Origin of the sequence: Kutzneria sp. NPDC052558, from assembly GCF_044547355.1 — a bacterium.
Taxonomy (GTDB): Bacteria; Actinomycetota; Actinomycetes; order Mycobacteriales; family Pseudonocardiaceae; genus Kutzneria.
Genome location: NZ_JBIUAG010000017.1, coordinates 125,787 through 139,404, shown reverse-complemented (window position 1 = coordinate 139,404; position 13,618 = coordinate 125,787). Strand labels below are relative to the sequence as shown.

The 13,618-nt window shown below is 71.0% G+C and carries 13 protein-coding genes; 8 read left to right on the top strand and 5 right to left on the bottom strand.

What is annotated here, in order from left to right; genetic code table 11:
- Positions 1 to 236: 236 nt before the first annotated feature.
- On the bottom strand, positions 237 to 1,037 hold the full coding sequence (locus tag ACIG5F_RS28670) for a GGDEF domain-containing protein (RefSeq protein WP_396522699.1): 801 nt from the start codon (positions 1,035 to 1,037) through the stop codon (positions 237 to 239).
- A 170-nt stretch (positions 1,038 to 1,207) separates the two neighbouring features.
- Here ACIG5F_RS28670 and ACIG5F_RS28665 point away from each other — a divergent pair, with 170 nt between their 5' ends.
- From ACIG5F_RS28665 to ACIG5F_RS28655, 3 genes are all read left to right on the top strand, one after another.
- A complete protein-coding gene (locus tag ACIG5F_RS28665) occupies positions 1,208 to 3,427 on the top strand; it encodes a sigma-70 family RNA polymerase sigma factor (RefSeq protein ID WP_396522697.1) in 2,220 nt (739 codons plus the stop codon).
- Between the two features lie 271 nt (positions 3,428 to 3,698).
- The gene (locus tag ACIG5F_RS28660; protein ID WP_396522695.1) at positions 3,699 to 4,268 is read left to right on the top strand and encodes a GtrA family protein; all 570 of its coding nucleotides are present in this window, start codon (positions 3,699 to 3,701) and stop codon (positions 4,266 to 4,268) included.
- 46 nt (positions 4,269 to 4,314) lie between these two features.
- On the top strand, positions 4,315 to 4,824 hold the full coding sequence (locus ACIG5F_RS28655; RefSeq protein ID WP_396522693.1) for a GtrA family protein: 510 nt from the start codon (positions 4,315 to 4,317) through the stop codon (positions 4,822 to 4,824).
- 270 nt (positions 4,825 to 5,094) lie between these two features.
- Here ACIG5F_RS28655 and ACIG5F_RS28650 read toward each other — a convergent pair whose 3' ends face one another.
- Together ACIG5F_RS28650 and ACIG5F_RS28645 are read right to left on the bottom strand one after the other, a co-directional pair.
- Positions 5,095 to 5,685: a hypothetical protein gene (locus ACIG5F_RS28650; RefSeq protein WP_396522691.1), complete on the bottom strand. Its 591-nt coding sequence runs from the start codon at positions 5,683 to 5,685 to the stop codon at positions 5,095 to 5,097.
- Positions 5,686 to 5,780: 95 nt separating this feature from the next.
- Positions 5,781 to 6,230 (bottom strand): gamma-glutamylcyclotransferase family protein, encoded by a 450-nt coding sequence (locus ACIG5F_RS28645; protein WP_273935817.1) that lies wholly within the window; start codon positions 6,228 to 6,230, stop codon positions 5,781 to 5,783.
- Positions 6,231 to 6,339: 109 nt separating this feature from the next.
- Between ACIG5F_RS28645 and ACIG5F_RS28640 the strand changes: the two genes are divergently transcribed.
- The 4 genes from ACIG5F_RS28640 to ACIG5F_RS28625 all read left to right on the top strand — a co-directional run bounded on the left by ACIG5F_RS28640 (position 6,340) and on the right by ACIG5F_RS28625 (position 9,368).
- Positions 6,340 to 7,743, top strand: coding sequence for an NAD(P)H-quinone dehydrogenase (locus ACIG5F_RS28640; RefSeq protein ID WP_396522689.1), 1,404 nt, complete (start codon positions 6,340 to 6,342; stop codon positions 7,741 to 7,743).
- 109 nt (positions 7,744 to 7,852) lie between these two features.
- Complete coding sequence (locus ACIG5F_RS28635) at positions 7,853 to 8,614, top strand: hypothetical protein (RefSeq protein ID WP_396522688.1); 762 nt, start codon at positions 7,853 to 7,855, stop codon at positions 8,612 to 8,614.
- The gene (locus tag ACIG5F_RS28630) at positions 8,611 to 8,775 is read left to right on the top strand and encodes a hypothetical protein (RefSeq protein WP_396522686.1); all 165 of its coding nucleotides are present in this window, start codon (positions 8,611 to 8,613) and stop codon (positions 8,773 to 8,775) included. Before ACIG5F_RS28635 ends, ACIG5F_RS28630 begins: the two co-directional genes overlap by 4 nt.
- Entirely contained in the window at positions 8,772 to 9,368 is a 597-nt protein-coding gene (locus tag ACIG5F_RS28625) for a class F sortase (protein WP_396522684.1), read from the top strand. Before ACIG5F_RS28630 ends, ACIG5F_RS28625 begins: the two co-directional genes overlap by 4 nt.
- 31 nt (positions 9,369 to 9,399) lie before the next feature.
- Here the strand turns inward: ACIG5F_RS28625 and glpK are convergent, their stop codons facing one another.
- Both glpK and ACIG5F_RS28615 read right to left on the bottom strand, forming a co-directional pair.
- Positions 9,400 to 10,902 (bottom strand): glycerol kinase GlpK, encoded by a 1,503-nt coding sequence (gene glpK, locus ACIG5F_RS28620; RefSeq protein WP_396522682.1) that lies wholly within the window; start codon positions 10,900 to 10,902, stop codon positions 9,400 to 9,402.
- A 20-nt stretch (positions 10,903 to 10,922) separates the two neighbouring features.
- Positions 10,923 to 11,669 (bottom strand): MIP/aquaporin family protein, encoded by a 747-nt coding sequence (locus ACIG5F_RS28615; protein WP_396522680.1) that lies wholly within the window; start codon positions 11,667 to 11,669, stop codon positions 10,923 to 10,925.
- Between the two features lie 120 nt (positions 11,670 to 11,789).
- On the opposite strand from ACIG5F_RS28615, the gene ACIG5F_RS28610 reads away from it, so the two are divergent.
- Positions 11,790 to 13,595 (top strand): glycerol-3-phosphate dehydrogenase/oxidase, encoded by a 1,806-nt coding sequence (locus ACIG5F_RS28610; protein WP_396522678.1) that lies wholly within the window; start codon positions 11,790 to 11,792, stop codon positions 13,593 to 13,595.
- Positions 13,596 to 13,618 lie beyond the last annotated feature (23 nt).

The following is a 13,618-nucleotide window of genomic DNA, read 5'->3' as shown; positions in this document are numbered from 1 at the left end:
ACCGCGGAGAGCGCGAGGCCCCGCCGGTGCTTCGCCCGGTTGCTGGATTTCGCCCGCCGCCACCCGACGCAACCACCCACCCAAGCCCGATGCGGCGGGCTAAATCCAGCAAGGGCGAGGCACCGGCTACCCGGGGGCCGAGCCCCGCGCGGAACGCGCGGCAAAACACAGCGCCATAAATACAGGGCCACGCAGCCGGACGTGACAGGGACGAGACGCCCGGCCGCGCGGGGGTCTCAGCCGCCCAGGTGGGCGAGCAGCTCACAGGCCTCGAGATGGCACTCCGGCAGCATCTCCGGCCACACGGTCGGCGTGCCGACCTCGTGCAGGTGGGGGTCGACGGTCAGCCGGCGGGCGAGTAACCAGCGGACTCTGGCCAGGCGGCCCTTGATCCGTTCGTCACGGCGAGCCAGCACCCCGGCCATCGACGGGCCGATCAGCGAGACGGTCTCGCCGCCCGGGAACACCTCGCGCAGCACCTGCGCCACCAGCACCATCGCCACGGACCGGGTCCAGCCCTCGACGGCGGACAGGTCGAGGCCGACCAGGCACAGCACGTGGTCGTCGGCGGCCTCGTCGCGATACACCTCGCCGAGCCGGGTGCGCAGGTAGCAGGTGGTAGTCATGCCGGTCATGGCGTCCACCGCCTCGCGCGTGCCGAGCTGGTCGGCGGCGGCGTCAGCCCAGCCGAGCGCGGTGGCCCGCATCAGCTTGGACGGAGTGGCGTCGGGGTCGGCGGAGACCAGCGCCTCCCCGGAGGTGAGCACGGCGTGCAGCGCGGCGAGGTCGAGCAGTGTCTCGTCCAGTCCGGCGCCGGCGGCCGCACGGGCCCGGCCGAGCGCCGGCGCCACCTTGGCCAGGTCGGCCCCGGTGACCACCGCCGCGCACACCTCGTCGACCTCGGCCAACGCCCAGTCGCTGGGGAACGGCCACCCGGACGCCAGGCTCGCGGAGCGCCACCGGGCCCGCAGTGTGCACAGCGCGTCACGGTGATCGTCTCGGCCGATCAGTGACGAGACAGCATCGTGCGCAACCACTCGCCGCGCTCCTCTCTACTCCGGACGGGTCGTGTCCCGACCCGATGTTGTGACGGCGTGCGAACACGGGTATGACGCCGTTCCGCTCACCCGAACTGGTTCCCGGCGTGACGTCGGGCACGGTGTTCCGTCAGACTGTGTGCCCTCAGCAGGGATGGAAGGGGGGACCGGTGGCGACAGCTCCTCTGGATGCGCCTGGTCCCAGCGACGCGGAGCTGATCGACTCGGTCAGGGGCGGGGACACGGCCGCCTACGGCTCGCTGTACGAGCGGCACGTCGGCGCGGCGTACAACCTGGCGCGACAGTTGACCCGGTCCACGGCCGAGGCGGACGACCTGGTCGCCGAGGCGTTCGCCAAGGTGCTCGACACGCTGCGCGACGGCCGCGGCCCGGACTCGGCGTTCCGCGCCTACCTGCTGACCGCGCTGCGGCACACCGCGTACGACAAGACGCGCCGTGACCGCAAGCTGGAGCTGGCCGAGGACGTCACCGAGGTCGCCAGTCCCGAAGCCATCAGCGTGCAGTTCAGCGACACCGCCGTGTCCGGGCTGGAGCGCTCGCTCGCCGCGAAGGCGTTCGCCCGGCTGCCCGAACGCTGGCAGGCGGTGCTGTGGCACACCGAGATCGAGGGCATGTCCCCCGCGGACGTCGCTCCGATCCTGGGGCTGACCGCGAACGGCGTGTCGGCGCTGGCGTACCGGGCCCGCGAGGGCCTGCGGCAGGCATACCTCCAGGTCCACCTCGCGGAGAGCACCGCCGACCGCTGCCGCGCCACGGTCGACCGGCTGGGCGCGTGGACGCGTGGCGGCCTGTCGAAGCGTGAGACGGCGCAGGTCGAGACCCACCTGGACGAGTGCGAGCGGTGCCGTGCGCTGGCCGCCGAGCTCGCCGACGTGAACGGTGCGCTGCGCGCCGTCGTCGCCCCGCTGGTGCTCGGCATCGGCGCTGCCGGCTACCTCGCCACCATCGGCGCCTCCACCGCGAAGGCGGCCACCGTCCTCGCCGCCGGCAGCGCCGCCGGGGCCGCGGGTGGTGCGGCCGGCGCTGCGAGTTCCGTGCCGCGGCAGATGATCGGCGTCGGCGCTTCCGCCGCCGCCCTGGCCGTGGTCGTCGCGCTCGCGTTGACGGCCGGGCAGACCAAGCCCGTCACCGCCACCGCCGCGCCGCCACCGCCTCCTCCCCCGGCCACGACAGCGCCCGCGACGCCGAGCACGCCCACGCAGACCCCGACTCCGACCACGACGCCGACGACTCCAACCACCACGAGCCCTTCGTCGCCGCCCCCGGCCGCGCCACCGCCACCGACCACGACGACAACCACCACCACCGCGCCGAAGGCGGACCTCGTCCCCTCGGTGCCGGGGCAGCCGATCAGCCTCGTGCCCGGCGGGCCGGCTGTAGAGCTGCCGGTGACCGTGACCAACAACGGCAACGGCACGTCCGAGCCGGTGACCGCCATGCTGAACCTGCCCGCGGGCGTCACCGCCGCCCCCGGTGGCACGCAGTCGTTCGCCCAACGGGACCTGCTCGCCGCCGACGACAAGCAGACCATCAGCTGCACCGGCGGCACCGGCACCATCAGCTGCACCACCGGCATCGGGCTGGCGCCGGCCGAGTCCGTCACCTTCCGGTTCGAGCTGAGCGCCGGGCCGGACGCCACCGGCGGCCAGATCACCGGCTCCATCGTGGCCGGCGGCGGCATGGCCATCCAGCTGACCAGCGTCGACGTGCAGGTGCGGCAGATCGACGACCTCGACCTGAGCGCCCAGGTCTGGCGGCACGACTACTGGACGCCGCGGGTCGACGTGTCGGTCACCAACCGGAGCACGCACGCCGGCGCCGCCACCGTGACCGTGAACGCGCCGCGCGACGGCTGGCTGTTCACGCTCGCGCCGTGCCAGCAGGACGGCGAGCAGATCAACTGCAAGTTCGACCTGGACCGGGGGCAGACCGTCCGGTTCGGCGTGTGGGTGTTCCGCTGGCACCACCGTGACGACGCCCTGACCGTCGCCGCCTCGCTGGGCAGCGCCCACAAGGTGATCGACGTGCCGCTGGACTGCGACCCCGGCACCGGCGAGCTGCCGCCGATGCCGCTGCCGGGCGTGCCGGTGACCACGCCGACCACCACCCTGCCGACGATCCCGTCGACCACGACGTCCACCACGCCCCCGCCGACGACGAAGTCGGAGCCGCCGGCACGGACCACGACTCCCGAGCCGCCGGCCCGCACCACCACCGAGCCTCCGCCGCCCGTCGAGACCCCGACCACAACCACGCCTGCGCCGACGACGACCACGAGCCCGCCGTCAAGCACGCCTCCGCCCGGCCCCAGCGATCCCGGCGGCGGGCTGTGCCTACCACTGCTCGACCCCCGCTGGCCGTTCTGCTGAGTTTTGGCGCCGCCAACACAAGAGAGCGCGAGGCCCCGCCGGTGCTTCGCCCGGTTGCTGGATTTCGTCCGCCGCCACCTGACGCAACCACCCACCCGAGCCGATGCGGCGGGCTAAATCCAGCAAGGGCGAGGCACCGGCTACCCGGGGGCCGAGCCGCGACGCCGAAGGCGGCGCCACAAGCACAGCGACAGCCAGCCCAAACGGTGTCAATCGGGCACTGTGGGTGACCGGATGAACCCTCTCAGGCGGCGGTCCGTAGACTGCCGGAGTGTCGAGCGTTGTGCGGTACGTGTTCAAGCTCTTCCCGGCGCCTCTGCGCGCGTTGGTCATCAAGCACCGCGAACTGGTGCGTTTCGCGGTCGTCGGCGGCACCACCTTCGTGATCACGAACGTGGTCTGGTTCGGTCTGAAGCTGACCGTGCTCGACACCAAGCCGATCACCGCCCAGGCCATCGGCATCGTCGTGGCCACCATCGTGTCCTACGTACTCAGCCGCGAGTGGTCGTTCCAGACCCGCGGCGGCCGTGAGGGACATCACGAGGCCGCCCTGTTCTTCCTGGTCAGCGCCATCTGCGTGGGCATCAACCTGCTGCCGACGCTGGTCTCGCGCTACCTGTTCGGGCTTCAGGTGCCCGCGGTCAGCATGCCCGTGCAGGAACTGTCCGACTTCTTCTTCGGCTCCATCGTCGGCACCCTGATCGCCATGGTGTTCCGCTGGTGGGCGCTGAAGAAGTTCGTGTTCCCGGCCGCCGACGTGCGGCCCGAGCGGTCCGGCAGCGTCGCCCGGCTGCACGCCGTCAAGGACGACGAGAACGGGCAGTCGTCGCAGGTCGCTTGACCCGGCCGGACGGACACCTGGGGTTTTCCTCCCTACACTCGGCGGAGTGTCCGTAGGCGAGAACCTCATCAGGCGCGTGCCGGAGCCGTTCCGGTCGTTCGCGCTCAAGCACCGCGAGCTGGTGAAGTTCGCCGTTGTCGGCGGGACGTGCTTCGTCATCGACACGGTGATCTTCCTGGGGCTCAAGACCACGGTCCTGGCGACCCACCCGGTCACCGCCAAGATCATCGCGACCCTCATCGCCACCATCGTGTCGTACATCCTCAACCGCGAGTGGTCCTTCCGCACCCGCGGCGGCCGCGAACGCCCCCACGAGGCCGCCCTGTTCTTCCTGGTCAGCGGCATCGGCGTGGCCCTCAACTCGGTGCCCCTGTGGGTCTCCCGCTACGTGCTCCTGCTCGACCACAACCACCTCAGCCCCTTCGGCGTCCAGGTCGCCGACTTCATCAGCGCCCAGATCGTCGGCACCCTGCTCGCCATGGCCTTCCGCTGGTGGGCCTTCAAGCGCTTCGTGTTCCCCGACCCCAACGCCCGCCCCCGCCTCGTCAAGGACTGATCAGGGCGGAAGTGGTACTTTGCCGATCAGAGCCCGACGCCGCGGGCGCCGAGCGAGACGCAGGGCCAGGTGACCTGGGGCATACCGGGAGCCTGGCCCTACGCATGTCCACAGTCGGCATCACCAGCCCGCCGGCACTCGAGCCACTGCCGCCTCGCGGTGTGCCGGGCTGGCAGCTTCGGGGTGGTACCTTGGTGTCGGGAGTTCGGTGCCGCGGGTGCCGAGCGAGACGCAGGGCCAGGTGACCTGGGGCAGACCGGGAGCCTGGCTCTACGCATGTCCGCAGCCGGTGTCGATGGCGATCTCACAGAGACAGTCCTCCAGGAGCGCCCGTGGTGCGCGCACGCCGAGGCGATGGCTCCGCACCGCGCCGGCCACCAGGTCCGCCGCCCACAGCAACGGCTCCTTGACGGCGAACTCGTGCTCGATCCGGAAGTCGGCGGACGCCGGCAGGGCGTACCGAGCGCCGGCCACCGTCCGGACGTCCCGGCGATTGAGCTCACGCTCGCGTGCCTCCATCAACAGCCGGCCGACGCCCAGACCGTGCAGCTCGACGACCATCCGCGTCAGGCACGCGGCGCGAGCACGCTCCTGCCGCCGCTGTGGAACCGGCGTGCCGACCGTAACCATATGGAAGCCCTCCACCGAGGCCAGGCGCTTGGCCGAGTCCTCCTGCTGCCTCGGGTCCATCTCGTTCCAGTGCAGCTTGTGGACCCGGCGACTGCCGCGCAGGTCCAGCATGAGCTCGCGCACTTCCTCGTGGATGGCGGGCGGGAAGACGGCGGCGGCGAGCACGTAGAAGCCGCGGACGGGGTCCTCCTGGAAGGACTCGTCCGCGAACGCCGTGAGCGCTACAGCCACCAGATGAGGCTAAACGGACCAGCTGACAGCATCTTTCGGGCCAATCCGCTCAAGCCCGGCCCGAGACCGACATTCGGTCTGTCCGAGCGCGGGGGTCAGCCGGTGATGCCGCGGCAGGGGCGGGTGCGCAGGTCGTTGACGTAGTCGTCGGGGGCGCCGGCGGCTTCGGCGGCGTCGGCGACGACGCCGAGGTAGCGGGCGGAGGGCAGACCGCCCTCGTAGGCGTCGAGCACGTAGAGCCAGGCCACGACGGTGCCCTCGAGGGTCTGGGCCCGGAGCCTGATCTTCTTGTAGAGGCCGAGGGATCCCTCCCAGCGGTCCAGCCTGGCCTCGTCACGGGGGCTGACGTCGTACAGCACGACGAAGACCTGGGAGTCGGGCTCCTCGACGATAGTCGCGAGCGAACCCTCCCAGCCGAGGTCCTCGCCGCCGAAGGACAGGCGCCAACCGGCGAGCCACCCGGTCCCCGCCATCGGGGAGTGCGGGGCTCGCTCCATCATCTGGTTCGGATCCATGTTGGACCCGTACGCGGCGTAGAGCGGCACGACCGACAGCCTAGCGACCGATGTGATCAGGGGTCGGGACGCCGAGCGCTCGGCGCGTGAGGATGTAAGTTCTAGACGCCCGCGCACAGGTGTAATGGGAGGATCCCCGGTGACCCGGATCGTGATCATGGGCGGTGGCCCGGCCGGCTACGAGGCGGCGCTGGTCGCCGCGCCGCACGGGGCCGACGTGACCGTGGTCGAGCGGGACGGCCTCGGTGGCGCCTGCGTGCTCTACGACTGCGTCCCGTCCAAGACCTACATCGCGTCGGCCGGCGCCCGCTCGGCCTTCCGCAACGCCGGTGAGCTGGGCATTCGCACCGACAACTCGGACGCGGCGGTGGACGTGCCGGTGGTGCACGGGCGGGTGAAGGGCCTGGCCCTTGCCCAGTCGGCGGACGTGCGGGCCAAGCTCCAGCGCGAGGGTGTGCGCATCATCACCGGCACCGCCCGGTTCTGCGACGACGCGCCCGGCCTGGCCCAGCACCGTGTCGTCGCCCACACCGCGGACGGCGGCTCGGAGGTGCTGCCGGCCGACGTCGTGTTGATCGCCACCGGCGCCACGCCCCGGGTGCTGCCGGGCGCGGTGCCCGACGGCGAGCGCATCCTGGACTGGCGGCAGATCTACGACCTCACCGAGCTGCCCGAGCACCTGATCGTGATCGGCTCCGGCGTCACCGGGGCCGAGTTCGCCTCGGCCTACACCGAGATCGGCGTCAAGGTCACGCTGGTGTCCAGCCGGGACCGGGTGCTGCCGCACGAGGACGCCGACGCGGCCGCGGTGCTGGAGGACGTGTTCACCGAGCGGGGCAGCGAGATGGCCAAGCACGCCCGCGCCGACCGGGTGGAGCGCACCGAGAAGGGCGTGAAGGTCTACCTGGAGGACGGTCGCACGGTCGAGGGAAGCCACGCCCTGATGACCGTCGGCTCGGTGCCCAACACCTCCGACATCGGCCTGGACCGGCTCGGCATCGAGCCGGCCAAGGGCGGCTTCATCCCGGTGGACCGGGTGTCCCGCACCTCGGTCAGCGGCGTCTACGCGGCCGGCGACTGCACCGGCGTGCTGATGCTGGCCTCGGTGGCCGCCATGCAGGGCCGTATCGCGATGTGGCACGCGCTCGGCGAGGGCGTGCAGCCGATCCGGCTGAAGACGGTGGCTGCGAACGTGTTCACCAACCCGGAGATCGCCACGGTCGGCATCAGCCAGCAGGCCATCGACTCCGGGGAGGTGCCGGCCCGCACGATCATGCTGCCGCTGGCCACCAACCCGCGGGCCAAGATGGAGGGCCTGCGCCGCGGCTTCGTGAAGCTGTTCTGCCGCCCGGCCACCGGCGTGGTCATCGGCGGCGTCGTGGTGGCCCCGTCGGCCAGCGAGCTGATCCTGCCGATCGCGCTGGCCGTGCAGAACCAGCTCACCGTCGAGCACCTGGCCCACACGTTCTCGGTGTACCCGTCGCTGTCCGGTTCGATCACCGACGCGGGCCGCCAGCTGATGCGGCACGACGACCTGGACTGAGCGAAACGCACGTCCCCCCGAAAAGGTTGCCCCAGGTCAGGCGCAACTCTGCCCGATCGAGCGACGTCTTGTTGTCGTTAGAATCGGAAATCACGGGGGGAACCCAACAATGCTCGCCAAAACCATCGTCGGCGGCGCCATCGCCGCCACCGCCGTGCTCGCCGCCGCGCCCATGGCGTTGGCCGCCGACTACACGGTGACGCAGCTCAACGACGGCGCCACGCTGAACGTCTACCAGCTCACCGGGACGAACCGGGCCTACGGCAACTGCGCCGGCCACGGCACGTTCGAGTCGTCCGCGCTGGACTTCAGCGACTACTCCTACAACCAGTCGAACCACTTCTACATCACCCAGGCGGCCACCGCGACGCTGAAGCCCGGGGTCGGGCCCGGCACCTACACGCTGTCGGTGGCCTGCGACGGCAGAGGCACCGGCTCGGTCAGCTTCACGGTGCCGGACACGACGACCGCGCCACCGACCACCACGCCGGCCCCGCCGGCCGGGCAGAACCAGCTGTCCGTGCAGCTCAACGCCGACACCGCCGCGCTGCCGGGTCGCATGAACGTGTACCAGTTCAAGGAAGGCAACACCGCCTTCGGCTACTGCCCCGGTGACAAGGGCGTGTTCTCCTCGCCGGCGCTGACGTTCAGCGGCTACACCTACGGCGTCGACACCAACCACGTCACGTCGAACGTCTTCGCCAAGGCGACGCTGAAGCCGGGCATCGTCGCCGGGGCCTACAAGCTGACGATGACCTGCGGAAAGCAGTCGATCAGCACCACCTTCAAGGTGCCGAGCCAGCAGGTGACCAAGAAGCCGGTCGGCGCTCCGCAGACCGGTGGCGGCGCCACCGCGACCGTCTTCGAGTGATCGGTCCGAAGAACTTCGACGACCCGGGCAACCTCATCGCCGGCGGTTTACGTCTCCTCGGCGATGGGCACGCCCATCAGCGGTCGCGCCGTCGCGGCTTTCGTTTTGCAGGGGTGCACGAAATCCACGGCGGCGCGACCAACACCCGGAGCGCCAGATGAAGAAGTTCCTCGTCGGCCTGGTGCTGGCCGCGGGCCTGCTGACGGCGGCCTGCGGCAGCCAGCAGCCGCCGGCCCCGGCGCCGGCCGCGGCCACCGCGCCGACCACCACCGCCACCACGTCCCAGAGTCCAGCGCTGCCAGCGTCCACGCCGGTGTCGGTGGACATCCCCAAGATCGGCGCGCACTCGTCGCTGGCGCCGCTGGGCCTCAACGCCGACCAGACCATCGAGGTGCCGCCGGTCAGCACGCCGATGCAGGCCGGCTGGTACAAGGAGGGCCCCACGCCCGGCGAGATCGGGCCGGCGGTCATCCTCGGCCACGTCGACGGCAACAAGCAGGCCGGCATCTTCTTCCGGCTGCACGAGCTGGCCGCCGGCGACAAGATCTCGGTCGCCCGCCAGGACGGCCACACCGCGACGTTCACCGTGCAGAAGGTCGAGCTGGACCGCAAGGACAGCTTCCCGACCGACGCTGTCTACGGCGACACCACCACCGCCGACCTGCGGGTCATCACCTGCGGCGGCGCGTTCGACGCCAAGGCCCACAGCTACGTGGACAACGTGATCGTGTTCGCCACGCTGGACAGGGTGTGAGGGACCGGAGCCGGCCCCTCACACCGGGAGGTCACTCCACCCAGTCGAAGGTCTTGGTGACGGCCTTCTTCCAGTTCGCGTACTCCGACGCCCGGCGGTCCTCGTCCATCGCCGGGGTCCACTCCTTGTCCTTGGCCCAGTTCTGGCGGATGTCGTCCTCGCTCTTCCAGAAGCCGACGGCCAGGCCGGCGGCGTAGGCGGCGCCGAGCGCGGTGGTCTCGGCGACCACCGGCCGGATCACCGGCACGCCGAGGATGTCCGACTGGAACTGCATGAGCAGCTCGTTGACGACCATGCCGCCGTCGACCTTCAACGACGTCAGGGGCACGCCGGAGTCGGCGTTCATGGCGTCGATGACCTCGCGGGTCTGGAAGGCGGTGGCCTCCAGGACGGCCCGCGCGAGGTGGCCCCGGTTGACGAAGCGGGTGAGGCCGACGATCGCGCCGCGGGCGTCGGCCCGCCAGTACGGGGCGAACAGGCCGGAGAAGGCGGGCACGAAGTAGCAGCCGCCGTTGTCCTCGACCGAACGGGCGTGCTCCTCGATCTCGGCGGCCGAGCTGATCATGCCGAGGTTGTCGCGGATCCACTGCACGAGCGAGCCGGTGACGGCGATGGAGCCCTCCAGCGCGTACACCGTGTCGTTCGTGCCGATCTTGTAGCAGACCGTGGTGAGCAGCCCGTTCTCGCTGAGCACCTTCTCGGTGCCGGTGTTGAGCAGCACGAAGTTGCCGGTGCCGTAGGTGTTCTTGGCCTCGCCCGGGGACAGGCAGGCCTGCCCGAAGGTGGCCGCCTGCTGGTCGCCGAGGATGCCGGCGATCGGCACGCCGGCCAGCGCGCCCCGCTCGCGCACCTTGCCGTACTCCTCGGAAGAGGACCGGATCTCCGGCAGCATGGACAGCGGCACGCCCATGTCCTTGGCGATGTCGGCGTCCCAGGCCAGCGTGTCCAGGTCCATCAGCAGGGTGCGGGAGGCGTTGGTCGGGTCGGTGACGTGCACGCCGCCGTCGACGCCGCCGGTCATGTTCCACAGCACCCAGGTGTCCATGTTGCCGAACAGCAGGTCGCCGGCCTCGGCCTTGGCCCGGGCCCCGTCCACGTTGTCGAGGATCCAGCGGATCTTCGGCCCGGAGAAGTAGGTGGCCAGCGGCAGGCCGGTGCGGGCCTTGTAGCGCTCCGCGCCGACGTCCCCGGCGAGCTCGTCGACGATGGCCTGGGTGCGGGTGTCCTGCCAGACGATCGCGTTGTGCACCGGCTTGCCGGTGGTCTTGTCCCACACCACCGCGGTCTCGCGCTGGTTGGTGATGCCCACCGCGACGATGTCGCTGACGTGCAGGTCGGCCTTGGCCACCGCGCCGGCGGCGACCTCTCTGGTGTTGGTCCACACCTCGTCGGGGTCGTGCTCGACCCAGCCGGCGCGGGGGAAGATCTGCCGGTGCTCCTTCTGGTCGACCGCGACCACCCGGCCGGAGTGGTCGAAGATCATGCAGCGGGTCGAGGTCGTGCCCTGGTCGATGGCGGCCACATAGGAGGACATGAATTCGCCTTTCGCAGACGTCAGGATGCGGGCAGGGCCAGCGCGAGCAGTCCCGCGAGCAGGCCGCCGACCAGCGGGCCGACGACCGGGATCCAGGAGTATCCCCAGTTGCCGTCGCCCTTGCCCTTGATCGGCATCAGGAACGCGTACGCGATGCGCGGGCCGAGGTCGCGGGCCGGGTTGATGGCGTAGCCGGTCGGGCCGCCGAGCGAGGTGCCGATGACCAGCACCACGAACGAGACGCCGGCGTAGCCCAGCGCCGAGTTGCCGAACTGCGGGATGCCGTCGGAGCCGGCCTTGACGGTCGGGCTCTCCAGGATCCAGATGAGCAGCACGAAGGTGCCGATGATCTCGGTCACCAGGTTCCACGCGGCGCCGGCGATGCGCGGGGCCGTGGAGAAGATGCCGAGCGTGTTCTGCGGCTCGTCGTGCCTGTCGAACTGGAGCTTGTAGGTCGCCCAGCACAGCATCGCGCCGATGATCGCGCCGACCATCTGGCCGGCGATGTAGAAGGGGACCTTGTCCCAGCTGACCTTGTCGGCCACGGCCAGGCCCAGGGTCACCGCCGGATTCAGGTGAGCACCACTCGGATTGGCGACACTCGCGCCGGTGAAGACCGCGAAACCCCAGCCCACATTGATGAACAGCGCACCGCCGCTGTTGCCGTTGGTGTTCTTCAGGACCGCGTTGGCCACCACCCCGGTGCCCAGCAGGATCAGCAGCGCGGTGCCGATCGTCTCCCAGACGAAGATCGCGCCATAGCCCATACCCACCTCCGTGCCCGTCGACGCCGTTGGAACGGGAGATCGGACGTTACTTAGCGGTACGAGTGCTGTCCATGGGCGAACGGCTCCACTGCCCGACACGGGTCGGTTACAGGTAGCGTGATGATCCGTCGGATCCAGGCAGCCAACAGGCGGGAGGCGAGTGGCGTGGCCACCCGGAAACCAGCAGCAGCTCCAGTGACACCGACACGGGCCTCGGCCGAGACCGGGCGGCTAGGTCTCGACGAACGGGAGCGTGACTGGCAGCGCCTGGCTTCGGAGACCTTCGACGTCGTGGTGGTCGGCGGCGGCGTGGTCGGGGCCGGCACCGCGCTGGACGCCGCGACCCGCGGCCTGCGGGTGGCCCTGGTCGAGGCCCGGGATCTGGCGTCCGGCACGTCCAGCCGGTCCAGCAAGCTGTTCCACGGCGGCCTGCGCTACCTGGAGCAGTTGGAGTTCGGCCTGGTGCGGGAGGCGCTGCGGGAACGGGAGCTGATGCTCACCCGGATCGCGCCGCACCTGGTCAAGCCGGTGAGCTTCCTCTACCCGCTCAGCCACCGGGTGTGGGAACGCCCGTACACCGCCGCCGGCCTGCTGATGTACGACACCATGGGCGGCGCCCGCTCGGTGCCCGGGCAGAAGCACCTGACCCGGGCCGGCGCGCTGCGCATGTTCCCGGCGCTCAAGCGGTCCGCGCTCATCGGCGGCATCCGGTACTACGACGCGCAGTCCGACGACGCCCGGCACACCATGACCGTCGGCCGCACCGCCGCCCACTACGGCGCCGTGGTGCGGACCTCGACCCAGGTCACCGGCTTCCTGCGGGAGGCCGACCGCATCTCCGGCGTGCGCGTGCGTGACGTCGAGGACGGCCGGGAGACCGAGGTCAAGGCCAACGTCGTGATCAACTGCACCGGCGTGTGGACCGACGAGCTGCAGCGGCTGTCCGGCAGCCGCGGCCGGTTCCGGGTGCGGGCCAGCAAGGGCGTGCACATCGTGGTGCCACGGGACCGGATCGTCGCCGAGTCCGGGCTCATCCTGCGCACCGAGAAGTCCGTGCTGTTCGTCATCCCGTGGCGCAACCACTGGATCGTCGGCACCACCGACACCGACTGGAAGCTCGACCTGGCCCATCCGGCCGCCACCAAGGCCGACATCGACTACATCCTCAACCACGTCAACACCGTGCTGGCCACGCCGCTCACCCACGACGACATCGAGGGCGTGTACGCCGGGCTGCGGCCGCTGCTGGCCGGCGAGAACGAGTCCACGTCCAAGCTGTCCCGTGAGCACGCCGTCGCCCGGGTCGCCCCCGGCCTGGTCGCCATCGCCGGCGGCAAGTACACGACGTACCGCGTGATGGCCGCCGACGCCGTCGACGCCGCCGGGGCCGACCTCACCGGCCGGTTGCAGCCCTCCATCACCGACAAGGTCCCGCTGCTCGGGGCCGACGGCTACTACGCGCTGGTCAACCAGGCCGACCAGCTCGCCACCCGACACGGGCTGCACCCCTACCGCGTGCGGCACCTGCTCGACCGCTACGGCTCGCTCGTGCACGAGGTGCTCGACGCCGCCAACGGCGACCCCGACCTGCTGCGGCCGCTGCCCGCCGCCCCCGACTACCTCCAGGTCGAGATCGTCTACGCCGCCTCCCACGAGGGGGCCCTGCACCTGGAGGACGCCCTCACCCGGCGGACCCGGATCTCCATCGAGTACCCGCACCGCGGCGTCGACTGCGCCGAGCAGGTGGCCCGGCTGATGGCCGGCGTGCTGGGCTGGGACGAGGCCCGCATCGCCCGCGAGGTCGAGGTCTACAACGCCCGGGTGCAGGCCGAGCGGGACTCCCAGTCCGAGCCCGACGACGAGGCCGCCGACGCCCGCCGCATCAGCGCCCCCGAGGCCCGCGACCTCCGCGACCCGGTCAGCTAGCCCCCGCTTTTTGCCACATGCGC